The organism is Plantibacter sp. MDV22-iso1, from assembly GCF_058408345.1.
In genome coordinates this window covers 1350441-1376616 of sequence record NZ_JBZVDY010000001.1, presented here as the reverse complement: position 1 = coordinate 1376616, position 26176 = coordinate 1350441, and the positions used below count along the sequence as shown (strand labels likewise).

Below are 26176 nucleotides of genomic sequence, written 5' to 3'. Positions count from 1 at the left end.
TGCGCTCGGCGCTCAGAGGATCGGCTTGCCGCCCGTCACCGCGATGACGGCGCCCGAGATGTAGCTGCCCTCGTCCGAGGCGAGCAGCACGTAGGGCGGTGCGACCTCTGCGGGCTGGCCCGGACGCCCCAGCGGGGTGTCCGTCCCGAACGACTCGACCGTCTCGGGCGGCATCGTCGACGGGATCAGGGGTGTCCAGATCGGGCCGGGGGCGACCGCGTTCACGCGGATCCCGTCGCCGCCGAGCAGCTGGGCGAGCGAAGCGGTCATGCTCGCGAGCCCAGCCTTGGTCATGGCGTAGGGCATGAGCTGCGGCGACGGCGAGTCGGCCTGCACCGAGCTCGTCGCGATGATCGAGGATCCCGGAGCCATGTGCGGGACCGCCGCCTTGCTCAGGTGGAAGAACGCACTGAGGTTCGTCGCGAGCGTGTGGTCCCACTCCTCGTCCGGGATCTCGGCCAGGCTCTCCCGGGTCATCTGGTACGCGGCGTTGCTCACGAGGATGTCGACTTTGCCGAAGCGCTCCACCGTCGCGCGGACGATCTCGCGGCAGTGCTCCGGGCTCGTCAGGTCGCCGCCGATGCTGAGCGCGCTCCGGCCGGCCTCCTCGACCCAGCGCACCGTGTCCGCGGCGTCCTCGTCCTCGTCGAGGTAGCTGACGACGACGTTCGCCCCTTCGCGGGCGTAGGCGATCGCGACGGCCTTCCCGATGCCGCTGTCGCCGCCGGTGATGATGGCGACCTTGCCCTCGAGCTTGCCGGAACCCCGGTAGCTGGACTCGCCGTGATCGGCCTGCGGGGTGAGTTCACCTTCGGTGCCGGGCGGCTGCTGCTGCTGAGCGGGCTGGTTCATGGTGTTCCTCCCTGTGCTGCTGTGGTTGCGGTCCGTCCACCCAAGCCGATCCGGGTGATCCGCCTCCAGGGGTTGACGCCCGCCCGGCACCGGGCGTCCCGTGCTAGCAGCCGCGTGCCGGGGCCGCCAGCCCCGGCGATTCGGAGGCGCGGCTCGTAGGGTGAATCGCATGACCGCAGCTGGCGAGGATCTCCGTTCGTACGCACCGATCGGGGACGGCCGTACCGTCGCCCTCATCGGACTCCGAGGCCAGGTCGACTGGCTGCCGATCCCCGACCTCGGCTCCATGCCGGTGTTCGCCCGGCTGCTCGACGACGACTCCGGCGGGTGCATCGAGCTCGAACCGGTCGGCGAGTACACCGTCACGAGACGCTACGTCTCCGGCACCAACGTGTTGCGCACGACCTTCACGACCGAGCACGGGCGCGCGACGATCACGGACGCACTCGTCACGGGTATCGCGGGGCGCCTGCCCTGGGCCGAACTCGCACGCCGGATCGACGGCGTCTCAGGCAGCGTCGAGTTCACCTGGCGCGTCCGTCCCGGGACGGCGCTCGGGACGGCCTCGCCGTGGATCGAGGACAGCACACGGGGCCCCATCATCCGGTCGGGCGCGACGACGATCGCGGTGGTCGGCGACGAGTACGGGCCGAACGAGGTCGAGGTCGATGGATCGATGCCGACGGAGCTCTCGGGCCGGTTCACGACCAGCGAGGACTCCCGGCATCTCTTGATCGTCGTCGCCACCCACGGCGAGCCGATCCATCTGCCCGTGCCTGCCAACGTCGACGTGGGCATCGACCGAACGATCGACAACTGGCGCGCCTGGTCCCGGGCCTTCTCCTACGAAGGCCCGTGGGCGGATCAGGTGCAGCGCAGTGCGCTCGCCCTGAAACTGCTCATCTTCAGCCCCACCGGCGCCATCGCGGCCGCGGCGACCACCTCGCTCCCGGAGAACCCGCGCGGGGCCAAGAACTGGGACTACCGCTTCGCCTGGGTGCGGGACCTCGCGTACACCGCGCACGCGCTCGTCCGCTTCGGTCTCCGCGAGGAGACGCACGCCGCCGTGTCGTGGCTGCTGCGCACCATCCGCGAGAACGGGCCGGAGCTGCACATCTTCTACGGACTCGAGGGCGGTGTGCCCGACGGGGTCGTCGAGCACGACGTCGCCGGCTGGCGCGGCATCGGACCGGTGGTGAGTGGAAACCCGGCCCAGGGGCAATTGCAGCTCGGTGTCTACGGCGACCTCTTCGCGATCTGCCGCACCTACGTCGACGCCGGCAACGTCCTCGACGTGGAGACCGGTCGTCTCCTCGCCGAGGTCGCCGACCGCACCTGCGACCTGTGGCGGAATCGCGACGCAGGCATGTGGGAGCTGCCCCAGGAGGAGCACTACGTCTCGTCCAAGATGGGCTGCTGGCAGGCCCTCGGCGATGCGGTGCACCTGGCGGAGCTCGGGCAGGTCGCCGGCAGTGCCGATCGCTGGCGCGCCGAGCAGACCCGGATCCGGGAATGGATCGACGAGCACGGGTGGAACGAGGAGCGCGGGGCGTACGTCATGTTCCCCGGGAGCGACGACCTCGACGCCTCCGTGCTGCTGCACGCGATGAGCGGGTTCGACCGCGGTGACCGGATGTCCTCGACCATCGACGCGCTGACGGCCGAACTCGGTGAGGGGCCGCTGCTGTACCGGTACTCGGGCGTGCAGCAGGAGGAGTACACCTTCGTCGCCTGTGCGTTCTGGCGGGCCTCCGCGCTCGCCTGCGTCGGCCGTCACGACGAGGCGATCGCGGCCATGGACGAGCTCGTCGGCATGACCAACGACGTCGGGATCCTCGCCGAGATGATCGACCCGGCCGACGGTGCGCACTGGGGCAATCTGCCGCAGGCCCTGAGCCACCTCGCGCTCATCAACGCGGCTCTCACGATCAAGGAGCTCACCGAGGAGGAGTGAAGTCCCCGGTCCCTGAGCCTGCACCCCGGTCCCTGAGCTTGTCGAAGGGCGGTCCCTGCGCGGATACCCGGCAGCCTCCGAGAACGCAAGCCCCGGGGTCACACCGGTCGCGGTCCGTAGCGTTGCAACCACTCGGCCACGATCCGATCCACGCCGAACACCCACTGAACGAGAGGACCATCACCATGGCCGACGACCAGTACACCTTCACCGACCCGGCGAAGCTCTACGCCCACATCTCCGCGGAGAAGCAGCACCAGCCCGAGCCCGGCCTCGACGCGAAGCTCGACCCGAAGGCCGACCTCGGCGAGGAGAGCTACCGCGGCACCGGCCGGCTCACCGGCCGCAAGGCGCTCATCACCGGTGGCGATTCCGGCATCGGGGCCGCCACCGCGATCGCCTTCGCCCGCGAAGGTGCCTCCGTGGCCCTGTCCTACCTCCCGGAGGAGGAAGAGGACGCGCAGCGCATCGCCGGCATCGTCCGCGACGCCGGCGTCACCGTCCTCACCCTGCCGGGCGACCTGCGCGACCCGTCCTACTGCCGCGACCTCGTCGCGCAGACGGTCGAGGGCCTCGGAGGACTCGACATCCTCGTGAACAACGGCGGCAAGCAGATGTTCAACGAGGACCTCACCACCCTCACGGACGAGCAGTTCGACGACACCTTCAAGACCAACGTCTACGCGATGTTCTGGCTCTCGAAGGCCGCCCTCCCGCACCTGCCGGCCGGCTCGTCGATCATCAACACGACCTCGATCCAGGCGTACTCGCCTTCCGACATCCTCGTGGACTACGCGTCGACCAAGGCGACCATCAACGCCTTCACGAAGGCGCTAGCGCAGCAGCTCGCGCCCAAGGGCATCCGCGTCAACGCGGTCGCGCCCGGCCCGATCTGGACGCCGCTCCAGGTGTCGGACGGTCAGCCGCAGGACAAGATCGCCGAGTTCGGCGAGGACACCCCGCTCGGCCGCATGGGCCAGCCTGCCGAGCTCGCGCCCGCCTACGTGTTCCTCGCGTCGGCTGAGTCGTCCTACGTCCTCGGTGAGACCCTGAACGTCAACGGCGGTATGCCCACGCCGTAACCCCGTCCCACCCCACAGCAGCCCGCGAACTGTCAGTTCCGGCTAGTCCGACGCCGTTCGACTAGCTTGTTCTGACAGTTCGCGGGCTGTTTGGGTCAGTCCTTGCGGTCTGCAGCTCGCCGAACCCGACGGCCCTCGAGCGCGTCCTTCGCGTCGCGGTCGGCGAGCGCCTTGATCGCGGCGTCCGAGCGCAGCGGCAGCTGCAGTTCCTGCTCCGCGGCGACACCAGAGGCCAGCTGACGCCCCCGCTGGATCTCGATGTCGAGCTGGGCGCCGAACAGCAGTGCGAGGTTCGCGATCCAGATCCACAGCAGGAAGATGATGATGCCGGCGAGCGAGCCGTAGGTGGCGTCGTAATTGCTGAAGTTGGCGATGTAGAAGCCGAACCCGACCGAGGCGATGAGCAGGATCAGGAGAGCGGTGAGCGCCCCGATGCTGATCCAACGGAACTTCTCCGGCTTGATGTTCGGCGTCGCGGAGTACAGCACGGCGATGACGAAGACGAGCGCTGCGGCCATGACCGGCCACTTCGCGATCGACCAGACCGTGAGGCCCGTCTCACCGAGACCGACCGCCTGTCCGATGGCCTGCGCGACCGGGCCGGACACGATGAGTGCGAGGGCGATCACCGAGATGACGAGGAGGACGACGAGGGTCACGCCGAGCTGCGTCGGACGCAGGGACCAGATCTTGCGTCCCTCCTCGACCCCGTACATGCGGTTGAGCGCGCGACCGAAGCCGCCCACGTAGCCGGATGCCGACCACACGGCGCCGGCGATACCGGCGATGAGGGCGAAGCCGATCGCCGGTGACTCGACGAACTGGTTCACCGCGTCGGTCAGGAAGCCGAGGCTGTCGCCCGGTGCGAGGTTGCCGACGATCTCGAGCAGGGCGTCGGTGCCGTTGCGGCTCTGTCCGAAGAGGCCGAGGATCGAGACGAGCGCGAGGACGGCCGGGAAGAGCGACAGGATCGCGAAGTAGGTGAGCCCTGCCGCGAGGTCGGTGCACTGGTTCGAGGTGAAGGAGTGCAGCGTCCGCTTCAGGACGTAGCCCCAGGGCACGGGGACGCGCTGCGGCTGCATCGTCTCCTCGGCGTCATCCGCGTGACGGTCCTTCGGATCGTCGGGCTGGCTCGCCTCGACGCGGTCCTGGCGCTGCTTGGTGGGCTCAGACACGGTGCCCTCGGTTCGCACGCCAGAGCAGGACGCCGGCGCCGACGACCGCCACCGAGGCGACGACGATGGCGGTGGTGCGCAGGTGGTAGGCCACGGCGGTGCGGACGTCGAACTTCTGGAAGAGGAGGTCGAGCGTCTGTGCGAGGTGCTCACGCGTCTGCTCGACGTCGAGCTGCAGGGTGTTCAGCCCGGCGCCCTCGGGGGGAGTGGGGCGGGCGAGATCCTGGTCGCTCATGCTGCGGCCTCCTTGGTGTCGTGCTTCGAGTCGTGCTGCTGGTGCTCTGCGAGGTGGTCGCCGGTGAGGGCTTCGACACTGCGCTCGGGAACGGGCTTCGCGCCGGCCTTGAGCTTCTTGACGCCGACGAGCGCCAGGATCCCGGCGACGAGGATGAGGACGACGCCGACGATGAGGGCGGCGAGCCAGGCGGGGAGTACGGTGGCGAGTCCGAGGACGGCGGCCGCGATGAGCGTCCCGAAGCCGAAGAGCACGAGCACCAGGGCGACGACGAGCATCCCCGCCCCGATCCCGAGGTCCTTGGCCTTCTTCGTCATCTCCGCCTTGAACAGGGCGATCTCGCCGGTGACCAGGCGGACGACGTCCTCGCGGAGGTCGGTGAGGAGGGTCTTCATGGGAGGAAGTCCGCGGCGACTCCGTCTGCGGTCGGCCGCGCTGCTGGCATCGGTCATGTGAGCACTCTTCTCGTTGTGGTCCTCCAGCCCACACCCCTCGCGCGCGCGAGACAAGGGCTTGACAGGCGTGTCGGCTGATCGCGGAATACGACGACTCGCAATTGGTTACATCTACAAGTAAACGGGGTAGCCTGTACCGACCCCATCACCCGATCGGAGACCGAATGTCCGCTGTGCTCGACGAGCGTCTGCTCGCCCCGGAGACGTCGATGGGCGCGGTCACGCTCCGCGTCGGCGACCTCGACCTCATGTCCGGCTACTACGCCAACGCCTTCGCGATGGAGCCGCTCGAGGAGCGCAGCCGTGCCCGCGAGGTGCACCGGGTGCTCGGTCGTGGCGACACCCCGCTCGTGCGACTCGTGCACACGCCGGACCTGCCGGCCGTCGACCGGCGGCAGGCCGGCCTGTTCCACACGGCGTTCCTGTTCGAGGACGAGTCGAGTCTCTCGGCGACGGTCTATCGGGCCGCGCAGGATCCCCGCGGACAGTTCGTCGGGTCGAGCGACCACTTCGTGAGCGAGGCGTTCTACTTCACCGACCCGGAGGGGAACGGCGTGGAGCTGTACACGGACCGCCCGCGCAGCAGCTGGGTGCGCTCGGGCGACCAGATCGCCATGACCACCACCTACCTCGACCCGAACGCCTACCTGCAGCGGCACCTCACGGAGGACGCCCTCGGCGCCGGGCCGTCGTTGGCCGGCGCGGTCGGGCACGTGCACCTGCAGGTCGGCGACCTCCAGACCGCCCGAGCCTTCTATGTCGACGCCCTCGGATTCGAGACGACGCAGACCGAGTACCCCGGCGCGATCTTCGCCTCCGCCGGCGGGTACCACCACCACATCGCGATGAACGTCTGGAACAGCCAGGGCGCCGGTCCCCGCGCGGCCGCCCTCGGCCTCGGCGACGTGTCGATCACCGTCCCGGACCTCGCGAACCTCGATACGCTGGCCGCGAGGCTGCGCGCCCGCACGATCCCCTTCGACGCGGACGGTCGTTCCGTGACCGTCTCCGACCCGTGGGGGACCCGCGTGTCCGTGGCCCTGCCCGACCTGTCGACCGAGGAGCTGCTGTCCCGATGACCACCGCACTGCGCGACGTCCGTTCCGCCGACTGGGCCGACGTCGCGTCGTCCGCTCCGGTTGTCGCGGTGCTCCTCCACGGCTATGGCTCGAACGAGCACGACCTCACCGGCCTCGTCGGGCCCCTCGCGCTCGGCATGCCCTGGGTGTCGCTGCGCGCGCCGCTCGAGATGGGACACGGCGGGGCGGCCTGGTTCGAGATCACGACGCCGGGCAATCCGGACCCGGAGCCGATCGCCCGCGCAACGGACGCCGTCTGGGGCTGGATCGACGAACACGTGTCGGCCGAGGCGCGCATCGTGCCCATCGGTTTCTCACAGGGCGGCTTCATGGCCTCGCAGCTGCTGCGCACCCGACCCGAGCGGGTCGTGGCGCCGGTGATCCTCGCCGGCTTCGTCCTGAGTGCACCACAGGCCGGCGACGAGGTGCTGGCGGCGACGAAGCCCGCGGTGTTCTGGGGACGGGGTCTCGAGGACCGCGTCATCGCCGCACCGGCCGTCGCGCGGACCGCCGCCTGGTTGCCGCTGCACACGACGCTCACCGAGCGCACCTATCCGGGGCTCGCCCACGGGATCCACCAAGCCGAGATCGACGACGTCCGCGGGTTCCTCGAGGCGCACACCGGCTGATCGTTCAGGTCTCGGGTTCCGCAGGCATCACCACCTGCGGTCGCACGTGCTCGTAGACGACGCTCGTCCGGACGTCCGCGACCTCCTCGCGCTCCGTGAGCTTGTCGATGACGAAGGCGTAGAGCGCGTCGTTGTCGGTGACGGCGACCTGGAGCAGAAAGTCCTCGTTCCCGGAGACGACGAAGACGCCGATGGTCTCGGGAAGGGTGATCGCCCAGCTGCGGAACGCGTCGATGTTGACGCGCGACGGCGGCCGGATCCGGATCGCGATGAGCGCTTGGACAGAGCGACCGAGCGACGGCAGATCGACGTCGAGTCGTGCGCCGCGGATGACGCCGCGGCGGTACAGGCCGCGTGTCCGGTCGAGTGCGGTGGTTGGGGAGACGCCGACCGCGGCCGCGATGTCGCGGTTGGTGCGCCGAGCGTCGCGCTGGAGTTCGCGCAGGATCGCCGTATCAAGTTCGTCCATGGCGGTGATTCTGTCAGATGCACCGAACGATGTACGGCTGCGATCCGCGCTCTCTTCTGATCGACATAGCCTGAGGATCGATTCGCGTACGACATCAGGGAGAGACATGACGGAAGAACAATTCGTCGGCTTCGCGCCGGAGGAGATCGACACGGCGGCGCCCACGCGGTCCGCCCGGCTGAAGTGGGTCGTCGTCGTGCAACAGGATCTTCCGGCCGGTCGTGCCGTGAACGCGGCGGCCTGCGTCGCGGCGGCGATCGGAGCCGGGGTGCAGGGACTCCTCGGACCGGACGCCGTCGACGCCGACGGCTCGGCTCATCCCGGACTGCCGTGGGCGGGGTGCAGTGTGTTGTCCGCTCCGGCTGCGCAACTGGCGGCGATCCGGGCCAAGGCGGCGGGGACGGACGGCGTGCTCGTCGTCGACATGCCGGAGGCGGCCCAGCTCACCCGGGTCTACGACGAGTACCTCGAGGTGGTTGGGGACACCGTGTCGGATGCACTCAACCCGCTGGCCGTCGCCCTGGTCGGGCCGCGCAACCGGGTGGACCGGATCGTCGGGCGACTGCCGCTGTTGGCCTGAAAGCGCACGTGTCGGGGCTTGAGGGAGATGGGGTGCGGCGGGCTGGCTAGGGTTGGCGGGTGAGCACCACCGTCCATCCCACGCAGGTCGCGCCGTCCGCGGCCGTCGTCACCGCCAGCCGTGTGGTCTACCTCCTGATCGCCGTGATCATCGCGATCTCCCTTGTCATCCAGATCGTCCTCGTCATCACCGGCGGCGCCGACGCCCGCTCGGGTGGTGTGGACATGTCCGTCGACCTCGCGACCCGGTTCGCACGCATCTTCAGCGCGTTCACCATCCTCAGCAACCTCATCGTGCTCACCGTGTCCGTCCTGCTGGTGATCGACCCCCTGCGTGACGGCCGGCTGTGGCGGGTGGCGCGGCTCGACGCTCTGCTCAGCATCGTCATCACCGGCATCGTCTACGCGGTGGTCCTCGCGCCGCAGGTGAACCTCACGGGGTGGGCGCTCGTCATCACGATCGGGTTCCACTACCTGTCCCCGTGGCTCACGCTCGGCGCGTGGCTCGTGTTCGGCCCGCGTCCGCGCTTCACCTGGAGCACCGTCGCCTGGGCGTTCCTCTGGCCGCTCGCCTGGGTGGTCTTCACCTTCATCCGTGGCGGCATCACCGGCTGGTACCCCTACCCCTTCCTCGATGCGACACAGCTCGGCTTCGACGGTGCCGTCCGGAACGCGCTCATGGTGCTCGTCGTCGCGATCGTGTTCGCCGTGCTGCTCAAGCTCGTCGACCGGGTGCTGCCCGCCACGCTCCGCCGCTGAGGTGCGGGAACTGGTCGCCCGGCAGCGTTCCGGGTGACCATCTGCCTCACTTCGGGGCCGTGTCAGGATGGGGCATGCCCGTCGTCGAATCCCGCTGCACCGTGCCCGTCCCGCCCGACGTCGCGTTCGCGATCTCCCAGACCACGGGCGACACCCGGATGCGCTGGGACCCGTTCATCCGGCGGCAGCACTTCCTCGACGGCGCGAAGGAGGCCGCCAAAGGCGTCCGCACCTTCACGGTCCAGCGGTTCGGGTTCCGGATGGTCAGCGAATACGTCTCGTACCACCCGCCGACCAACGTCGGCATGAAGATGACGAAGGGCTCATGGTTCTTCGAACGGCTCGCCGGCGGCTGGCGCTTCAGCCCGGTGGACGGCGACGACCAGCGCACCCTCGCCGTCTGGCGCTACAACTTCACCTGCAAGCCGCGGTGGCTGGCACCGATCGCCGAGCGCATCGGTGCGATCGTCCTGCAGCGCGACATCGACCGCCGGATCCGAGGCTTCGCGCGCGGCTGCGAGGACCCCGTGGTGCTCGCCGCGGTCGCTGCAGCGGACTGATCCGGCACTAGCGGGCGACGAACGAGCCGATCCCGAACCGGGCGGTCACGCCGGGGCTGAAGAGGACCGAGTCGGGCTCGTGCTCGACGACACCCGGGAGACCCGCCGCCGCGCAGAGCTCGTCGCGCAACGAGGTGACGCGAGCCGGGTGCAGGACCCAGGGTTCATGCTCGTTCGGCAACCACTGCGTCCGACCGAAGCGGCTCTGGAAGAGCCCCCACCGCGCCGTCAGGAACTGGGACAGCTCGTCGTCGACGGTCGTCGTCCGGTCGATGTCGACGCCGAGCTGGAAGCCGGGACCTCGTGTCGTCGGCGACCTGCTGATCCGCCGCGACGCGTACTCCCAGCCGTCGTCCGTCGGCCGTTGCGCGGTCCGCGCCCACCGGTAGGGCAGACCGAACATCGCGCGAGCCGCGAGGACCGCCGGCAGGCTCGACGCCTCGAGTGACCGGAACACGACGCCGCGACGCCCCTGGGGGTCGACCCCGTACAGCCGGACGTTCACCTCGGTGAAGGATCCGCCGACCGGTGACGGCGGTAGCGGACCGATGCGGGCGTCGCCCAACTGGAAGGCGATGAGTCCGACCCAGGTGGAACCGTCGAAGACGTCGGGGACCACCCCGGGCGGGAGCAGTGGTGCGACGGCGTTCGCCGGGACGCGCCAGTGGACGAACGCCAGATCCCTCCATTCCTGCGCCGCGACGACCGGGCCGGACAGTGCCGGTGCGTCCGAGGTGATCGGCCTGAGCTCGCCGGTCATGCCAGGTGTTCGTACTCGGGCAGGTCGATCTTGTCGGCCGGCGGGGAGAACAACTGCGCACCGACGAGCTTCGCCGGCTTCGACCCGGCCACGCGGAGTGCGGTGCGGAAGGCGGCGACGCCGGCCTTCGAGGTCGGATTGGCGAGCTGCGGCGTGCCCGGCGGCAGCGACTGGGCCTGCTCGACGTAGGGGCGCATGATGCGTTCGTACCCGCGGAAGGCGTCCCGGTGGTGCACGTGCGCGGCCAGCTCTCCGGCCAGCACGTAGGCGCCGACGATCGACAGGCTCGTCCCCATGCCGCTGACGGGCGACGCGCACCAGGCCGCGTCGCCGAGCAGCGCGACCCGTCCGGATGCCCAGCGGGGCGTCCTGACCTGGCCGATGGACTCGTAGTAGACGTCGTCGCTGTCGTCGAGGTGCCCGAGGATCCGGTTCGCCTGCCAGGGGAGTCCGACGAAGCGCTTCCGGAGGTGCCGTCGCTGCGCGTCGAGGTCGCGGCGCGCGGGGACGACGCCGTCACCGCGGTCGGACGTGACCTCCGTCAACACCGCGCGAGTGGTGCCGTGCCGGTCGGGTCGGAGCGTGACGCTGCGGCCGCCGACGCCCGAGTACCACTGCCACCACGGCACGTCGGCGTCGTCGCGCGGAATCGTGAGATACGTCATCTCGAGCCCGAGGGACCGGGTCACCGCCTCGCCGGGGAAGGCCAGCTCGCGGGTCGACGATCGGATGCCGTCCGCCGCGATCACGAGGTCGAACGCCTCGTCCGCTCCATGCGCGAAGGACACGAGGACCCGTTCGCCGTCGTCGTCGAGGGCCGTGATGTGGTCGCCGTAGCGGTAGGTGGTGGTGCCGTCCGTCGCATCGATGAAGATGCGGGCCAGGTCACCGCGCAGGATCTCGACCTCGGCGGTCGCGCCGTCGGTCTCGGAGTCCGACACCGGGAATTCGGCGATCGTCTCACCGGCGTCGCCGACGAAGCGTGTGCCGCGTTCGCCGGTGGTCGCCTCGCGTGCCGCGTCCTCGAGGCCAGTGCGTCGCAGGACCTCGCGAGCGGCGCCGCGCACGTCGATGTTCTGGCCGCCGTCGCGGAACGCCGGCGCGCGCTCGATCACCGTCGTCTCCCAGCCGTAGCGGTTCAGCCAGAAGGCCAGGCCGGGGCCGGCGATGCTGGCTCCGGAGATCAGGACGCGGGGAACGGTCATGGTGGTGCCACCTCTCGAGGAGCGTGGGGCTGCCGCTCCGGTTGCCTCCATCATCGCAATCGCCGATCCGAATCCCGCATGGTTGACAGCTCCGGCGGTGCAGGCGTCACCCGCTTGTACGCTGGGGGCATGTCGAGGATCGAACGCAAGCGTCGCAGGCGGAGTGTGCGGGTCGATCGCGTGTACGACGGCGACGTCTACGTCCGGGTCAACTCCGTGGGATCCAGCGGCGACCGCTCCTTCATCCTCATCCCGGGCATCGGTGTCTCCTCCACCTACTTCGAACGCCTGGCGCCGCACCTCAACGAGTTCGGCCCCGTGCACGCGCTCGACCTCCCCGGCTTCGGCGGCGTGCCGCACCCCTCGTCGACGCTCACGATCCGCGAGTACGCGGACCTCGTCGGCCGGGTGATCGACGAGCTCGATCTCAAGGACCCGATCATCGTCGGCCACTCGATGGGCAGCCAGGTGGTCAGTGACCTCGTCTCCCGTCGTCCTGAGCTGTCCACCCTCGTCCTCATCGGCCCGGTCGTCGTGCCCGGTCAGCGCCGGGTGCTCACCCAGGCCGTCCGCTTCCTGCAGTCGAGCTGGCACGAACCGCTCACGGTGAAGGTGCTCGCCGTCAGCGCCTACGTCTTCTGCGGCTTCAAGTGGTTCTCTCGGGTTCTGCCCCAGATGCTCAGGTATCCGATCGAGGAGGCCCTGCCGAAGGTGCAGGCGCACACGCTCGTGCTCCGCGGCGAGTACGATGCCGTCGCACCGCGCGAGTGGGTGGAGCGGGTCGGAGAACTCCTGCCCTCCTCGCGCCTCTGGGAGATCCCAGGCGCAGCGCACTCCGTCATGTACGCGCACGCGGAGGAGGTCGCCAAACTCTGCGTCGACCACGCCAGACGCACGGTGGCGGACGGTGACGACGACCGGCTCCGGGTCTACCCCGAGGACTCGGACGGGAGCGACGACTCCGAGCCGGAGGCACCGCAGCCGAAGGCGGTCATCCAGGCTGTGCAGGGGCGCATCGAGGAGACGATCGGAATCGTCACCGACGACGACGACCGTGTGGCCGAGGGGAAGTCGCAGGTGGCCGACGCGGTCGCCTCCATCGACCACGACTGAGCGCTCGCTGAGATGCGGCGGTTCGTCGCTCAGCCGCGGGCCGGGTGACGAACCGCCTCACCTCACCGGGTCGGCTCGCCTGGCCAGGATCGCTCCGTGCGGTCGTTGATCGAGGCTCGTCCTGGTGTGCGTCTCGATGACCTCGAAGCCCGCTCGGCGCACGCGCTCGGCCAGCTCCGCGATCGGCCAGCGATAGGCCGTCGCCACGGCATGGTCGAACGCTTCGACCGATGGCCCCTCGAAGCAGCCGATGAGGAGTCCACCTCCCGGCCGGAGCACGCGAGCGAATTCCGCGAGCGGTGTCTCAATCGTGTCGGGACGGTGGTGGATCAGCGAGTACCAGGCGAGGACGCCGCCCACCGAGCCGGTCTCAGCGTCGAGGGTGTCGAGGCTGCCGAGGTCGAACCGGGTCTCCGGGTGCTCGACGCGGGCATGCGCGATGAACTCGGGGACCAGGTCGATGCCGCGGATGTCGAGGCCGCGCGAGGCGAGGTAAGCCGTCCACTGTCCCGGGCCACAGCCGGCGTCCAGCGCGGGACCGGCGACCCGGTCGGCCCAGGAGGTCACGAGTTGCCGGTCCGACGGATGCACCGAGGCCATCGTGCCCAGCAGCTTCGCGTACTCGGTGGACCGTCGGGCGTAGGCGTCTCGGACGGTGCTCATGGCTCCACCGTAGCGAGCACGCGGCACGCTTCGCCGTCGGGATGGAGGGGCGGGCCTCGCGGTTTCACACCTCAACTGTTATGGTGTTTATAAACAGATGGAGGTGCCATGGGCGTCGTGATCTCGAACAGTTCGGGAACACCGATCTACGAACAGATCGAGACCCAGTTGCGTGCGTCGATCCTCGCCGGGGAGATCCCCGTCGGGCAGACGCTCCCGTCCCTGCGGCAGTTCGCGGCGGATCTCCGGGTGAGCGTCATCACCGTCACCCGGGCCTACAACGATCTCGTCGCCGAGGGCTTGGTGCGGAGTGAGCACGGACGCGGGTTCGTCGTCCTCGACGTCGACCCCGAGACGGCGAGCACCCTCCTGCAGTCGCGGGTCGACGAGGTCATCAGCGAGCTCGTCATCGCGGCTCGGCATGCGCGCCTCAGCAGGACCGACATCCAGACACGACTCGAACAGAGGTGGAGTACCGATGACTGACAACATCCTTCGCATCGAGGGACTGCGCGTCCAGCGGCGATCATTCGCCGTCGACGACGTCTCCTTCGCGGTCGAACGCGGCACCGTGACCGGCCTCGTCGGACCCAACGGGGCCGGCAAGACGACCACCATCCGTGCCCTACTGGGCCTGCTGACCCCCGACGCCGGCGACATCGAGGTGCTGGGGCGGCCGGCCGGTTCCCCGAGTGCGCTCGCACGCATCGGCGTCGTCCTCGACCAGCCGACCGCGGCTCCGGAGTGGCGGGTCGCATCGATCGGCCGACGGCTCAGCCCGTTCTACCCGGCGTGGGATCAGCAACGCTTCGAGGGGCTGCTCGACCGCCTCGGGGTGCCCCGCGAGCAGCGGGTCAGCGAGCTGTCCCGTGGGCAGGGCGTCAAGCTGTCGCTGTCGACCGCGCTCGCGCAGCAGCCGGAACTCCTCATCCTCGACGAGCCGTCCAGCGGCCTCGACCCGGCTTCCCGCCGCGAGATCGGGGACCTGATCCGCGAGTTCATGGTCGACCCCGAGCACGCGGTGCTCTTCTCGACGCACATCACGACGGATCTCGACGAGCTCGCCGACGACCTGCTCGTGCTCGTGAACGGCCGGGTCGCCTACGACGGACGGTTCGCCGACACCGTCGACGAGTTCGCGATGGTGCGTGGCGCGGGAGCCCCGCCGACCGGGGAGGTGCTCGGACTCGAGCGGCGCGGGGAGCAGTGGTCCGCACTCATCCGGACGACGCAGATGGCGGACTTCGGACCGGAGACCGTGATCGATGCGGCGAGCGTCGACGACATCGTCATCCACCTGGCAGCAGCACACGGGAAGGCTTCCGCATGATCGGCTCATTCATCCGCTTCGACCTGACCTCCTGGCTGCCCCGGCGGCAGACGCTCCTCCTGCTCGGCTTCGTCGCCGTCGTCGGGATCCTGCTCCCCGTGCCCGGCATGGCGATCATGGGCGCGGCGATCGTCACCTCGCTCATGATCGCCGCGCCGTTCCTCGGCGACGAGCGCGGACGCCTCGACACGCTCTACGGCATCCTCCCCGTCTCGCGGTCCACCGTCGTGGTGGGACGGGCCGGCTCCATCGTCGTCTTCGCCCTGCTCGCCTCGGCGATCGCCTTCGCCGTGACCCTGCTCATGGCCGGCGTGCGCGGCGCCTCACTCGACTGGGGCCTCCTGCTCGTGATCCAGGCCGTCGCGGTCGCCTTCGTCGGGCTGTCGGCCAGCATCCAGTTGCCCGTCCTGTTCCGGATCGGATACACGCGCGGCCGACTGATCAGCTACGCCCCTGCGCTGGCGATCGCAGGCCTCGCCTGGCTCGCGCAGGCGATCGGCGTGCTGGACGGCGCGCAAGAGGCCGCCACCGGTGTTCCGCTCCCGCTCGCAGTCGGCCTCGGACTCGCGCTCGGCGCCACCGGGATCGTCGTCGGCGTCCTCGTCGCCGTGCCGCTGTACCGCAAGCGCGAACTCTGAGCAGTCGCAGCATCCGTCCCGAGCGTTCCCGGCGTCACAGCGTCGTCAGGAACGCCCGGATGTCGTCCGCGAGGAGCTCGGGCTCCTCGTGCGGCGCGAAATGGCCGCCTCGGGGCATCGTCGTGAACCGTCGCACGTCGTAGCTCCGCTCGGCCCAGCTGCGCGGCGGGCTCGCCAGGTCGTGCGGGAAGAGCGCGACCGCGGTCGGCACCTCGACCCGGTCGACACGCGTCGTGATCCCGGTCGCGGACTCGTAGTACGGGCGGAGCGACGTGCCGATCGCGTTCGTGAACCAGTAGACGGAGGCGAGCGTCGCGAGGTACTCGTCGCTGAACCGGGACGAGACGTCGCCGCCGCAATCGCTCCAGGCCCGATGCTTCTCGAGGATCCATGAGAGCAGGCCGACGGGGGAGTCGGACAGCGCGGGAGCGAGCGTGAGCGGACGGGTGTGGTGCTGATGCTCATACGCACCCTCCTCGGCGTCCCAGGCCTCGACCCGGGCGAGATGCGCCCGCTCCTCCTCGGTGAGCGTCTCAGCGTCGACCTCGCGCGGTGCAGCGACCGCGAGGAGGTGGATGCCGGCGACCGCCTCGGGATGCGCCTGCGCAAGCCGAGAGGTGATCCCCGCCCCGAGATCGCCTCCGTGCGCGGCGTACCGGGCGAAGCCGAGGTGATCATGCACGAGCGTGTGCCACAGTTCATGCGTCTGGTCGCCGAAGGTCGGCCGCTGCGGTGAGAACGGCAGTCCGGGCAGTGCGGGCACGATGACGGTGACGGCGCTCGCCGGGTCTCCGCCGTACCGGGACGGTGTTGCGAGGCGCCTGGCGAGTCCGACCAGTTCGAGGGCGGTGCTCGGCCATCCGTTCGTGAGGACGACGGGGATGCCGCCCGGGGTCTCGGCGTCGAACCGGAGATAGCTGACGGCGGTTCCGCCGATCTCGGCCCGATGCCACGGCAGGGCGTTGATCGTCGACTGCTGTGCCGCCCAGTCGAAGTCGTCCGCCCAGTAGGTGACGAGCCGCCGCAGCTCGTCCTGGTCGGTGCCGGCCTCCCAACCGGCGGTCGGCCACCGGTCAGGCCAGCGCATGTCGTGGAGTCTGCGGCGGAGGTCCGCGAGGTCGTCGTCGCCGACGTCCAAGACGGCCTGGCCTGCTGGCGACCGGGTCACCTGGTAGCGGCGTTCGATGCCCGCGGTCGCACGCCCCCACTCGCTGGACGCGACGCGGGCCTGGTGTGCTGCGAACGACTCGTCATCTTCGAAGACCTCGGCGACATCCCAGACGAGCGGGTCGTCCGTCGGCGTCACCTCGAACGACACACACCCCGGTTCGGCGCGGGTGAGCGCGACATGCTCCGGTAGAAGGGTCTCGACGATCGCCACGTCGGTCGGTGTCGCGCAGATCAACTGGCCGATCAGGTGCACGGTGGTCATGGTCTCACCGTAGCGAGGGTCGGCCCTCCGGCTGCTTCGTCCCGAGCTCCGCGCCGCGTTTCCAGAGCCATTCGACGGGGCCGAGCGCGAACCGTCGAAGCCAGAGGTGGGCGAAGCCGGTCACGAGCGCGGCGATGACGACGAACGCAGCCACGGTGACCGGGACGCGCCAGGCGGTCGTGTGTTCGGCGAGGCCCAATCCCCAGCCGTAGAAGAGTGCGCCGCCGAGGAGGTTCTGCAGGAGGTAGGCGCTGAGCGCGACCTTCCCGAGTTCGCGCAGGCGTACGGCGATCCAGCCCTCGGTACCGAAGCGACGACAGAGCTCGACGGTGGCGCCGAGGATGCCGAGCGCCACGAGGGGCGCGGCCAGGTAGCGTTCCGCGAGGAGTCCTGCGGTGCCGCCCCAGACACCGAGGGCGAGGTCGACCGGCAGCGCGCAGGCACCGACGATCATCAGGCGGCGTCGGAGTCGACCGCCGGTCTCCCCGAAGACGCCGGCTTGGAAGAGGTGTGCGCCGGCGAGGAACATCGCGAGCGTGAGGAACCCGATCAGCACGGGCTCCGCGCGGAAGACCCCCACGTTCTCGAGTCGAAAGGCCGCCAGGCCGAGGAACGAGTCAGTGGCGTACGGGCTCGGTCCGGCGGGGAGCGGGAGGTCGCCCGACATCGTCGGCGTCGTGGCGATGAACGCGACGATCGCGGTGATGAGGAGCACGTGCAGCGCCCCGAAGACGGCGATCATGGCGCGCTGCGCGCGGGGCCTCGTGAGCAGGAGCCAGGCGACGATGGCGCCCGTGACCGCGTAGCCCATGAGGACGTCGAACTCCGCGATGAGGACGTAGTTCACGGCACCGTCGATGAGGAGCAGGGTGGCGCGCCACAGGTACCGGCCCGGCCAGCGCTGCTCGCGTCGGCGTGCCGCGGCGTGTTGGATCGCGAGTCCGGCGCCGAACATCAGGGTCAGCAGAGCGAGGAACTTGCCCTGCGTGAGTGCCATGAGGGCGAGCTGGATCGTGCCCGCCGCGGGGCCGGTCTCCGGCGTCACCGGGGCCGAGAGCATGCCGACCATGCCCCAAGGGTGCGAGAACAGCCAGATGTTGGTGCCGAGCGTGCCGAGGATGGCGAGTCCGCGGACGACGTCGAGTGCGGCGATCCGTCGGTTGCTTGGACGCGACGGTGGCAATACGCTCGTATTGGTCATGAGATGACCGTACCCTGTCGAGTGGGCGATGGCGAAAGCGGAGGCGATGACCGAGCAGGACACGAACAGGGATCGGATCCTCGATGCACTGCTGCGCATCATGGCGTCGCGCGGAGCCGACGCCCTGACCATCCGCACGGTCGCTGGCGAAGCCGGGGTCTCCGTCGGCGCGGTCCAGCATCACTTCCCGACGAAGGACCGACTGGTCGTCGCGGCGATGACCGAGGTCAACGAGCGGTTCCGTCGGCGCGTGGCGGCGCGGCTCGAGGCCGTGGCGTCCGAGGAGGAGCGACTTCGGATCTTCTGTCGTGAGATCGCCTGCATCGAGGGCGACGACCTGACCGATGGGATCGTCTGGGTCGCCTTCGCCGCGCGGGCGAGCACGGAGACCGAGGTGCGAGCGATCCACGCCGTCGACTGGGCCCGCACCGAGGAGGTCCTCCTGCGGCTGCTCGTCGCAGCGTTCCCTGACGACAGCTTGGCTGCGGACGATGCGGCACTCCTGCTCGCGGTGCTCGACGGCATCGCGGTCGCGCGAGCGGCGGAGCAGTCGGACCGGATGACCCCGGAGCGGGCGGAACGGCTCATCGCCGCGACGCTCCGGGGCCTGCGCCGAGCGGGCTGAGTCGCGAGGTTTCAGTTCAGTCGACGTCGGGTTCGGGTTCGAGTTCGACGAGGTAGCCGACCAGTCGGGGTTCGACCTCGCCGGGTGGTGGCGGGCCGGTCGTCTGCGCCGCTCGAGCGGCAGCTTCCGCCGTCTGCGCCGCTGCGCGTGCCGCGGCCGCCGCTGCTTCTGCCGCTGCTTGGGCGTCGGGGTGATCGATCCCGCGCGTGAGCGGGATCCGCGGTGTCTCCTCGACGACGGGCGGGCCGGGGACGGTCTCATGGTGGGTGACGTAGTCGGAGACCGCTACGCCGATGTACACGCCGCTGCCTGGTGGCCCAATGAGGCGCCTCGTCGCGGGCAGCGCTCCAAGCGGCAACGGTGGTCGCTCGGTGTGGACGCGGCGCGAGGGTATCGACACCCTCGACAGCTTCGCCAGCCTGCCCGTCAGCCGCTCCGGTGCGGCGTCCTCTTCGTGGTGCATCTCGACACCGTCGATCCGCGCCGTCAGATCCGCCCCGATCTCCTCGGTCAGCCAGGTCCGCTGGCCGTCGTCGACGGACCAGACGGAGAAGGTCGCCCGTTGGCCGGTTTCCAACGGTCCGCCGCAACAATCCCACTCCCAGGAGCTGAGCCAGAGCGTCCGCCGGGTCATCCGTGCCGACGCCGGGTCGGCGGACCGCAGGCGCGAAACCAGCTCGGTCGTGGGTGCGGACAGGACGCGGAGGGCGATCGCGTCGCCAGGCATCGGTACGCGACCGAGTTCGCTGAGCCCCCAGCGGTGGTACATCGACGCGGCGTTGGTCGCGCGCTCGTAGACGCCGATGAAGGTCGTCGACTCGGTGCGCTCCTGCAAGACTTCAGCCAGGCAGCCGCGGGCGATCCCGCGTCCGCGCTGTTCCTCCGAGACGGCGAGCTCGTGGACGACGAGGGCGTCCGCCGGTCGCGCGAGCGCAGTCGAAGCCGTGCTGCTGGAGTCGGCCAGTTGCGCGAGGATGCCGAGCCAGGCGGGGTCGGCGTCGAGGCCGTGGGCGAGCGCGAAGCCCACGATCCGGCGGTCGACCGTGGCGATCACGAGGCGCCCGCCGCGGTGCCCGAGATGCTCCGGGCCCCACTGCCGGATGGTCGCGAGGTCGATCGCGTCCTCGTTGTACGGCTCGGCGGTGAACGCCGCGACGAACAACTGCGTCACCTCGCCCCACACGCCGTCGGGTGCGGATCCGGTGAAGGTGGTGTAGCCGACCGGGCTCATCATCCAGCCAGCATAGGGAAGTGCGCGGATGATCGACCCGTGAGGTGAGGCAACACACATGGCCCCCGACGGTCGCGTCGGGGGCCATGTGGTGAAGCAGGTTATGGCTTGACGAAGACTTCGTCAGCCACCATCCCGGGTCGAACGCGGATGAGTACGGTCTCGCCGTCGGGGACGAGGAAAGCCGCGGATCCGGTGGCGGACGCTCCTGTGAATAGTTCGTCGAGGCCCATGCTGTCTCCCAGGACGACGAAGTTGTCGAAGCTGTTGATGACGTTGCCTGAGCTGGTTACGACATCGACCCCGACGAGCGCCGCGATAGCGGAATCCGCTCCGTTGTACGTGACGCTGTAGTTGATCATTTCGTAGTGCGAGCCAGCCGGGGCAGCCTCGTTGAAGCTATTGGCAGCTGCAACGGCTGCGTTGGCGTCGGTTGAGTAGGAGTTCACGACGACGGTCCAGTCATCGCTGCTGATCGTCGCGCCGATCGCGACGGGGTTCTCGCGCGTACCTTCAGCGGCGTCGGGCTCAGCGGCGGGTGCGTCCGCAGACTCCTCGGGTGCCGATGAAGTGTCGATCTTCGTCGGGCCGGAGCCGAACGCGTCATCGAATGAGGTGGCGACGACGGCGAAGAACACGACGACGCCGACGATCGTGCCGATGACCGACAGGATGAGGCCGGTGATGCCGAAGGCCTTCCCTGATCCCTTGAGGAACAGCGACACGATTGCGAGGATGAAGGCGATCGGCAAGAGGACCCATCCGACGATGAGGGCGCCGGGGATGCAGGCGAAGATGAAGCCGACGACGGATGTGATGAACGCGATGAGCGCGAGGACGTTCCGGCCCTGCTTCGGTTCTGGGTTCTGTGGTGGCCCGTACGGCTGCTGGCCGTAGGGCGGCGGTGCCGTGGTGTCGGTGTACTGGGCCGTCGGTGCGTACGGGTTCGTGTGGGGCGCGGTCGGCTGCTGTGCGTATGCGGGGTCGGGCTGCTGTGAGCCGCCCCCCAGCGGTTCTGATGTGGTCACGATCTGAGCATGGCAGTCGAGCGACCGACTTCCGAGAGTGGTGTTGCCCCCAGTGCAGGGGTGATTCGGGAGGTTCCCCCTGGCCCGGTTCATTCGCCCATCTTTGGGCGAGCGAGTACTGGGTCGCCCAAAGATGGGCGAATGAACCGAGGCCTAGAGGGTGTTGCCGAGCTTGAAGCCCTGCGCCTCGTCGCCCTTGCGGGTGTAGGAGAAGCCGTCGGCGCCGATCGTGACCTCGAGTTCGGAGTCGTCGGTCCTGGAGACCACGGGCTTCGGCTCGCCGTCGAGGTCGAGCACGAGCGACGCGTCCGTGTACCAACTCGGCACGACGGCATTGCCCCACCAGTCGCGACGCTGGTTGTCGTGCACGTCCCACGTGACCACCGGGTTGTCGGGGTCGCCCGTGTAGTAGTCCTGGGTGTAGATCTCGATCCGGTGGCCGTCGGGGTCGCGGATGTACAGGTAGAACGCGTTCGAGACGCCGTGTCGGCCGGGGCCGCGCTCGATGACGTCCGACATCCGCAGCGCGCCGAGCTTGTCGCAGATCGCGATGATGTTGTGCTTCTCATGCGTCGCGAACGCCACGTGGTGCATGCGCGGTCCGTCACCGCCCGTCATCGCGGTGTCGTGGACGGTCGGTTTCCGCCGCATCCACGCCGCGTACGTCGTCCCGGCCTCGTCCTGGATGTCCTCCGTGACCCGGAACCCGAGGTCCTCCATGTACGCGACCGCCCGCGGCACATCGGGCGTCACCTGGTTGAAGTGGTCGAGCCGCACGAGCGCGCCCGGCGTGTACAGGTCGTAGCGCCAGGCCAACCGCTCGACGTGCTCCACGTCGTAGAAGAACTCGACGGGGAACCCGAGCGGATCCTCGACGCGCACCGAGTCGCCGATGCCCTGCACATACCCCTCGGCGCGACGCTCCACCCGGCACCCGAGCTCCGTGTAGAAGGCGACCGCGCGGTCGAGGTCCTCAGGGCTCCGCACCCGGTAGCTGAACGCCGCGACCCCCGCCACCGGCCCCTGCCGCAGCACGAGGTTGTGGTGGATGAACTCCTCGAAGCTCCGCAGGTAGACGGTGTGCTCATCCTCTTCCGTGACCACGAGGTCGAGCACGTCGACGTAGAACTTCCGGCTCGCGGCGAGATCCGTGACGACGATCTCCATGTACGCACAGCGGAGGATGTCCGGCGGGGTGGCGGTCGGCGTGGGGATGCGGTTCACCGGCACGGGGATCGGGTCGGTGGCGGTCATGACGGGCTCGGCCGACGACGGGGTGATGGGGTTCGACATGATCTGCGTCCTTGCTGATCTCGGTTGCTGGGTGGAAGTCGACCGGGAGCGGTCAGTGCGCGGCCTGCAGCGGCCCGCCGGTCCCGAAGCGTGGGGAGTGCGCCTGGTTCAGCGTGATGTGCACCGCCTGCTGGTCGGTGTAGAAGTCGATCGAGCGGTAGCCGCCCTCGTGCCCGAGACCCGAGGCCTTCACGCCGCCGAACGGCGTGCGGAGGTCGCGCACGTTGTTCGAGTTCAGCCACACCATCCCGGCCTGCACGTTCTGCGAGAAGGTGTGAGCCCGCTTGAGGTCGTTCGTCCAGATGTACGCGGCGAGTCCGTACTTCGTGTCGTTCGCGAGCGCGAGCGCCTCCTCGTCGGAGTCGAACGGGGTGATGGCGACGACCGGGCCGAAGATCTCCTCTTGGAAGATGCGGGCGGTCGGCGGGACGTCGGCGAAGACCGTCGGCGCGACGTAGTTGCCGGTCGGCAACCCCTCGGGGCGACCACCACCGGCGACGAGGCGGCCCTCGGTCTTGCCGATCTCGACGTAGCCCATGACCTTCTCGTAGTGCTCCGGGTGCACGAGCGCGCCGACCTCGGTGGCCGGGTCGTTCGGGTGCCCGACGACGATGTTGCGGGCACGTTCGGCGTAGCGCTCGACGAAGTCGTCGTAGACACTCCGCTCGACGAGGATGCGGCTGCCGGCGGTGCAGCGCTCACCGTTCAACGAGAACACCCCGAACACCGTCGCGTCGAGGGCGTCGTCGAGGTCGGCGTCGGCGAACACGACGGCCGGAGACTTGCCGCCGAGCTCCATCGAGAGCCCCTTCAGGAACGGCGCGGCGTTCGCGAAGATGAGCTGACCGGTGCTGCTCTCACCGGTGAACGAGATGAGCGGCACGTCCGGGTGCTTCACGAGGGCGTCGCCGGCGTCTTCACCGAGCCCGTTCACGAGGTTGAACACGCCGTCGGGCACGCCGGCGCCGCGGAAGATGTCCGCCCACAGGCTCGCCGAGAGCGGGGTGAACTCCGCCGGCTTCAGGACGACCGTGTTGCCGGTCGCGAGGGCCGGAGCGAGCTTCCAGCTCTCGAGCATGAACGGCGTGTTCCACGGCGTGATGAGCCCCGCGACACCGATGGGCTTGCGGTTGACGTAGTTGACCTGCCGCCCCGGGACCTTATAGGTGTCGTCGTGCTGGGCGACGATCAGATCGGCGAAGAACCGGAAGTTCTCGGCGGCGCGCTTCGCCTGACCGAGCGCCTGCGTGATCGGCAGCCCGGTGTCGAAGCTCTCCAGCTCCGCGAGGCGGGCGTCCTGCGCTTCGACGGCGTCGGCGACCCGGTGCAGGATCCGGCTGCGCTCGCGGGGGAGGAGCCGCGGCCACGGACCCTCGTCGAAGGCGCGCTTGGCGGCGGCGACGGCGAGGTCGATGTCCGCCTGCTTGCCGGCGGCGGCCTGGACGTAGGTCTCGTTCGACACCGGGTCGAGGACGTCGAAGGTGTCGCCGTCGACCGAGTCGACGAACGCGCCGTCGATGTAGTGCCGGATACGGTCGGGCAACGCTGCCGGAACGTGCTGGGTCATGGGTGGTTCCTCCGGTCGGTGGTGGACGGCGGTGACGACGGCGGGCGGGCCGTGGTGGGCGGCTGGTGCTCCGCCTGGTACGCGAGCATGGCGTCGAGCGTCGCGGTGCGGTGGTCGCGGGCGGCGATCTCGATCTCGAGCGGCTGCGCGCCGGCGGCGATGAGTTCGAGGATGCCGTCGTGCTCTGCGACCGACTCCCGCGCGCGGCCGGGCACGAAGCTGAACGTGGAGTCGCGGAGCGCGTTCAGCCGCCGCCAGCCGCGGTGGACGAGGTCGAGGACGTGCGGGTTCGGGCACTCCTCGAAGAGGACGGTGTGGAACTCCAGGTTCAGCGCCGTGAACGCGTGCGGGTCGAAGTCGTCGAGCGTGCGGCGCATCCGCTCGTTGATCTCGCGGGCGCGGGCCAGGTGGTCGTCGGTGAGGTAGGTGGCGCTCATCGAGGTCGCTGCGCCCTCGACGAGGGCGAGCGTCTGCATCGTGAAGAGGTACTCGGTCTCGTGCAGCATCGCGACCTGCGCGCCGACGTTGCGCTCGAACGTCACGAGCCCCTCGGCCTCCAGCCGCCGGATCGCCTCGCGCACCGGGACCACGCTGATGTCGAGCTCACCGGCGATCTGGCCGAGCACCAGCCGGTACCCGGGGACGAAGCGCCCCTCGTCGATGGCCTCGCGGATGAACCGGTAGGCGCGCTCGGACTTGCTGAGCGACGCCTCCTGCCCGGTCGTCGGGTGTGGTCCGCTCATCGTCCCTGCTCGCTCTCGTATCGCGCCCGCCACTCGGCGTTCAGCGGGAAGAGGCCGTCGACCGCTGCACCGCCACGGACCTGCTCGGCGATCCAGGCGTCCTCCGCCTCCTGCACGACCGCCTCCGCGGCGACCTCGGCGGCGAGCGCCCGGGGGATCGCGATGACGCCGTCACCGTCTCCGACGATCACATCGCCCGGTAGGACGGTCACCCCACCGCAGGTGATCGCGACGTCGGTCTCCCACGGAACATGGCGGCGCCCGAGGACGGACGGGTGCGGACCCTGCGAGAAGGTCGGCAGGTCGAACGCCGCGACCTGCTCGGCATCGCGGATGCCGCCGTCGGTGACGACCCCGGCGGCCCCGCGCTGCTGCGCCCGAAGCGCGAGGACGTCGCCGACGGTGCCCGTGCCGCGCTCGCCGCGTGCCTCGATCACGATGACCTCGCCGGCCTCGACGGTGTCGAAGACACGCTTCTGCGCGTTGAACCCGTTCCCGCGCTCGGCGAAGAGGTCGGGTCGGTAGGCGACGAAGCGGAGGGTGCGGGCCACGCCGACCATGCGCGTGCCCGGTCGCGAGGCGTGGACGCCCTCGATGAAGACCTCGGTGTACCCGCGGGCCCGCAGCTTGGCGCTGAGCGTCGCCGTCGAGACCGAGGCGAGCTGTTCGGCGACCGTGGGGTCGAGCGGTTCGGCGGGCGATGCAGCGGTGAGAGGCTCAGCCGGTGCGGGCAGACCCGCCGCCGCAGCGTCCCCCCAGGCCTCGATGCGCTGATGGTCGTCGACGGCCGGTTTCGCGCCGAACCCGCCGAAGGGCTCGGTGCCCTCGACGACCGTCGTCACGAGTCGACCGCTCGTCGGGGCGCCTGGTGCGGTCGGTGCGTCGACCTCGACCTCGACGACGTCGCCGGGCACGACGACGGATGAGCCGGCGGGCGTCCCGGTGAGGATGACGTCGCCCGGCTCGAGTGTCGAGAGCTGTGAGAGGTCGGCGATGAGCTGCGCGAAGGGGAAGAGCAGTGTGTCGCTCGAGTCGTCCTGGACGACGACGCCGTTGACCCAGGTGCGCACGCGGAGGGCGGCCGGATCGATCTGCTCGGCGGGGATGACGGACGGGCCGAGGGGCGTGTAACCGTCGCCGCCCTTCGAGCGCAGGTTCGACCCCTTGTCGGCACTGCGGAGGTCGTAGAGCCCGAAGTCGTTCGCCGCGGTGACGCCCGAGACGTGTTGCCAGGCGTCTTCGACCCTGACGCGGCGGGCCGCGGTCCCGATGATGATCGCGATCTCGCCCTCGAAGGCGAGCAGTTCCGCGCCGGCCGGGCGCTCGATGGTGCCGCCCGTGCCTGAGACGGAGGACCACGGTTTGAGGAAGTACGAGGGGTGCTCCGGCGTGCGGCCGCGCTGGGCCGCCCGTGACGGGTAGTTGAGGTGGACGGCGATGATCTTGCCGCCCCCGCTATTCGGGAGGCCTTCGATGCCCTGGTGGCTGCTCATCACACGTCCTCGTCGTCGGTATCCAG

Annotated in this window: 28 protein-coding genes; 12 read left to right on the top strand and 16 right to left on the bottom strand. The window is 69.7% G+C overall.

The window, feature by feature from the left end:
* Positions 1-12: 12 nt before the first annotated feature.
* Positions 13-852, bottom strand: a complete 840-nt coding sequence (locus AC4PMY_RS06600; RefSeq protein WP_491622271.1) for an SDR family oxidoreductase — start codon at positions 850-852, stop codon at positions 13-15.
* 169 nt (positions 853-1021) lie between these two features.
* Between AC4PMY_RS06600 and AC4PMY_RS06595 the strand changes: the two genes are divergently transcribed.
* Both AC4PMY_RS06595 and AC4PMY_RS06590 read left to right on the top strand, forming a co-directional pair.
* A complete protein-coding gene (locus AC4PMY_RS06595) occupies positions 1022-2806 on the top strand; it encodes a glycoside hydrolase family 15 protein (protein WP_491622270.1) in 1785 nt (594 codons plus the stop codon).
* A gap of 185 nt (positions 2807-2991) precedes the next feature.
* On the top strand, positions 2992-3888 hold the full coding sequence (locus tag AC4PMY_RS06590) for an SDR family oxidoreductase (RefSeq protein WP_064297082.1): 897 nt from the start codon (positions 2992-2994) through the stop codon (positions 3886-3888).
* Positions 3889-3983: 95 nt separating this feature from the next.
* Here AC4PMY_RS06590 and AC4PMY_RS06585 read toward each other — a convergent pair whose 3' ends face one another.
* Genes AC4PMY_RS06585 through AC4PMY_RS06575 form a run of 3 tightly spaced genes read right to left on the bottom strand, consistent with a single transcriptional unit; the run spans position 3984 to position 5750 of the window.
* The gene (locus AC4PMY_RS06585) at positions 3984-5063 is read right to left on the bottom strand and encodes a YihY/virulence factor BrkB family protein (protein ID WP_491622269.1); all 1080 of its coding nucleotides are present in this window, start codon (positions 5061-5063) and stop codon (positions 3984-3986) included.
* On the bottom strand, positions 5056-5298 hold the full coding sequence (locus AC4PMY_RS06580; protein WP_064297084.1) for a DUF3618 domain-containing protein: 243 nt from the start codon (positions 5296-5298) through the stop codon (positions 5056-5058). The genes AC4PMY_RS06585 and AC4PMY_RS06580 overlap by 8 nt, the downstream gene beginning before the upstream one ends.
* A complete protein-coding gene (locus tag AC4PMY_RS06575; protein ID WP_071261765.1) occupies positions 5295-5750 on the bottom strand; it encodes a phage holin family protein in 456 nt (151 codons plus the stop codon). The genes AC4PMY_RS06580 and AC4PMY_RS06575 overlap by 4 nt, the downstream gene beginning before the upstream one ends.
* Positions 5751-5917: 167 nt before the next feature.
* Between AC4PMY_RS06575 and AC4PMY_RS06570 the strand changes: the two genes are divergently transcribed.
* On the top strand, positions 5918-6832 hold the full coding sequence (locus tag AC4PMY_RS06570) for a VOC family protein (RefSeq protein ID WP_491622268.1): 915 nt from the start codon (positions 5918-5920) through the stop codon (positions 6830-6832).
* Entirely contained in the window at positions 6829-7461 is a 633-nt protein-coding gene (locus AC4PMY_RS06565) for an alpha/beta hydrolase (protein WP_491622267.1), read from the top strand. Before AC4PMY_RS06570 ends, AC4PMY_RS06565 begins: the two co-directional genes overlap by 4 nt.
* Positions 7462-7465: 4 nt before the next feature.
* Here AC4PMY_RS06565 and AC4PMY_RS06560 read toward each other — a convergent pair whose 3' ends face one another.
* Positions 7466-7930, bottom strand: a complete 465-nt coding sequence (locus AC4PMY_RS06560) for an Lrp/AsnC family transcriptional regulator (protein WP_121291375.1) — start codon at positions 7928-7930, stop codon at positions 7466-7468.
* 106 nt (positions 7931-8036) lie between these two features.
* On the opposite strand from AC4PMY_RS06560, the gene AC4PMY_RS06555 reads away from it, so the two are divergent.
* The 3 genes from AC4PMY_RS06555 to AC4PMY_RS06545 all read left to right on the top strand — a co-directional run bounded on the left by AC4PMY_RS06555 (position 8037) and on the right by AC4PMY_RS06545 (position 9828).
* Entirely contained in the window at positions 8037-8510 is a 474-nt protein-coding gene (locus AC4PMY_RS06555) for a DUF2000 domain-containing protein (RefSeq protein ID WP_491622266.1), read from the top strand.
* A gap of 59 nt (positions 8511-8569) precedes the next feature.
* Positions 8570-9268, top strand: coding sequence for a Pr6Pr family membrane protein (locus AC4PMY_RS06550; protein ID WP_071261773.1), 699 nt, complete (start codon positions 8570-8572; stop codon positions 9266-9268).
* 74 nt (positions 9269-9342) lie between these two features.
* Positions 9343-9828, top strand: coding sequence for an SRPBCC family protein (locus AC4PMY_RS06545; protein ID WP_491622265.1), 486 nt, complete (start codon positions 9343-9345; stop codon positions 9826-9828).
* Positions 9829-9835: 7 nt separating this feature from the next.
* On the opposite strand, the gene AC4PMY_RS06540 is transcribed toward AC4PMY_RS06545, so the two are convergent.
* Positions 9836-10588 carry a YqjF family protein gene (locus AC4PMY_RS06540; protein ID WP_491622264.1) on the bottom strand — a complete coding sequence of 251 codons (753 nt, stop codon included), beginning with the start codon at positions 10586-10588 and terminating at the stop codon, positions 9836-9838.
* Entirely contained in the window at positions 10585-11793 is a 1209-nt protein-coding gene (locus AC4PMY_RS06535) for an FAD-dependent monooxygenase (protein WP_491622263.1), read from the bottom strand. Before AC4PMY_RS06535 ends, AC4PMY_RS06540 begins: the two co-directional genes overlap by 4 nt.
* Positions 11794-11922: 129 nt before the next feature.
* On the opposite strand from AC4PMY_RS06535, the gene AC4PMY_RS06530 reads away from it, so the two are divergent.
* Positions 11923-12906 carry an alpha/beta fold hydrolase gene (locus AC4PMY_RS06530; RefSeq protein ID WP_491622262.1) on the top strand — a complete coding sequence of 328 codons (984 nt, stop codon included), beginning with the start codon at positions 11923-11925 and terminating at the stop codon, positions 12904-12906.
* 57 nt (positions 12907-12963) lie between these two features.
* Here AC4PMY_RS06530 and AC4PMY_RS06525 read toward each other — a convergent pair whose 3' ends face one another.
* Positions 12964-13569, bottom strand: a complete 606-nt coding sequence (locus tag AC4PMY_RS06525) for a class I SAM-dependent methyltransferase (protein WP_491622261.1) — start codon at positions 13567-13569, stop codon at positions 12964-12966.
* Positions 13570-13677: 108 nt separating this feature from the next.
* On the opposite strand from AC4PMY_RS06525, the gene AC4PMY_RS06520 reads away from it, so the two are divergent.
* The 3 genes from AC4PMY_RS06520 to AC4PMY_RS06510 are packed head-to-tail and all read left to right on the top strand — an operon-like array spanning position 13678 to position 15537.
* Positions 13678-14055, top strand: a complete 378-nt coding sequence (locus tag AC4PMY_RS06520) for a GntR family transcriptional regulator (RefSeq protein ID WP_064297095.1) — start codon at positions 13678-13680, stop codon at positions 14053-14055.
* Complete coding sequence (locus tag AC4PMY_RS06515; protein WP_071261779.1) at positions 14048-14899, top strand: ABC transporter ATP-binding protein; 852 nt, start codon at positions 14048-14050, stop codon at positions 14897-14899. The genes AC4PMY_RS06520 and AC4PMY_RS06515 overlap by 8 nt, the downstream gene beginning before the upstream one ends.
* Entirely contained in the window at positions 14896-15537 is a 642-nt protein-coding gene (locus AC4PMY_RS06510) for an ABC-2 transporter permease (protein WP_491622260.1), read from the top strand. The genes AC4PMY_RS06515 and AC4PMY_RS06510 overlap by 4 nt, the downstream gene beginning before the upstream one ends.
* A 34-nt stretch (positions 15538-15571) precedes the next feature.
* Here AC4PMY_RS06510 and AC4PMY_RS06505 read toward each other — a convergent pair whose 3' ends face one another.
* A complete protein-coding gene (locus AC4PMY_RS06505; RefSeq protein ID WP_491622259.1) occupies positions 15572-16969 on the bottom strand; it encodes an alpha/beta fold hydrolase in 1398 nt (465 codons plus the stop codon).
* Between the two features lie 4 nt (positions 16970-16973).
* Positions 16974-18170, bottom strand: coding sequence for a DUF418 domain-containing protein (locus AC4PMY_RS06500; protein ID WP_491622258.1), 1197 nt, complete (start codon positions 18168-18170; stop codon positions 16974-16976).
* Positions 18171-18216: 46 nt separating this feature from the next.
* Between AC4PMY_RS06500 and AC4PMY_RS06495 the strand changes: the two genes are divergently transcribed.
* The gene (locus AC4PMY_RS06495) at positions 18217-18795 is read left to right on the top strand and encodes a TetR/AcrR family transcriptional regulator (protein ID WP_175484409.1); all 579 of its coding nucleotides are present in this window, start codon (positions 18217-18219) and stop codon (positions 18793-18795) included.
* 16 nt (positions 18796-18811) lie between these two features.
* Here AC4PMY_RS06495 and AC4PMY_RS06490 read toward each other — a convergent pair whose 3' ends face one another.
* From AC4PMY_RS06490 to AC4PMY_RS06465, 6 genes are all read right to left on the bottom strand, one after another.
* A complete protein-coding gene (locus AC4PMY_RS06490; protein ID WP_491622257.1) occupies positions 18812-20029 on the bottom strand; it encodes a GNAT family N-acetyltransferase in 1218 nt (405 codons plus the stop codon).
* Between the two features lie 98 nt (positions 20030-20127).
* Entirely contained in the window at positions 20128-21054 is a 927-nt protein-coding gene (locus tag AC4PMY_RS06485) for a hypothetical protein (RefSeq protein ID WP_491622256.1), read from the bottom strand.
* A 153-nt stretch (positions 21055-21207) separates the two neighbouring features.
* The gene (hpaD, locus tag AC4PMY_RS06480; RefSeq protein WP_491622680.1) at positions 21208-22308 is read right to left on the bottom strand and encodes a 3,4-dihydroxyphenylacetate 2,3-dioxygenase; all 1101 of its coding nucleotides are present in this window, start codon (positions 22306-22308) and stop codon (positions 21208-21210) included.
* 91 nt (positions 22309-22399) lie between these two features.
* Entirely contained in the window at positions 22400-23914 is a 1515-nt protein-coding gene (hpaE, locus tag AC4PMY_RS06475) for a 5-carboxymethyl-2-hydroxymuconate semialdehyde dehydrogenase (RefSeq protein WP_491622255.1), read from the bottom strand.
* Complete coding sequence (locus AC4PMY_RS06470) at positions 23911-24657, bottom strand: GntR family transcriptional regulator (RefSeq protein WP_491622254.1); 747 nt, start codon at positions 24655-24657, stop codon at positions 23911-23913. The genes hpaE and AC4PMY_RS06470 overlap by 4 nt, the downstream gene beginning before the upstream one ends.
* A complete protein-coding gene (locus tag AC4PMY_RS06465; protein ID WP_491622253.1) occupies positions 24654-26150 on the bottom strand; it encodes a fumarylacetoacetate hydrolase family protein in 1497 nt (498 codons plus the stop codon). Before AC4PMY_RS06465 ends, AC4PMY_RS06470 begins: the two co-directional genes overlap by 4 nt.
* Positions 26151-26176: the final 26 nt, after the last annotated feature.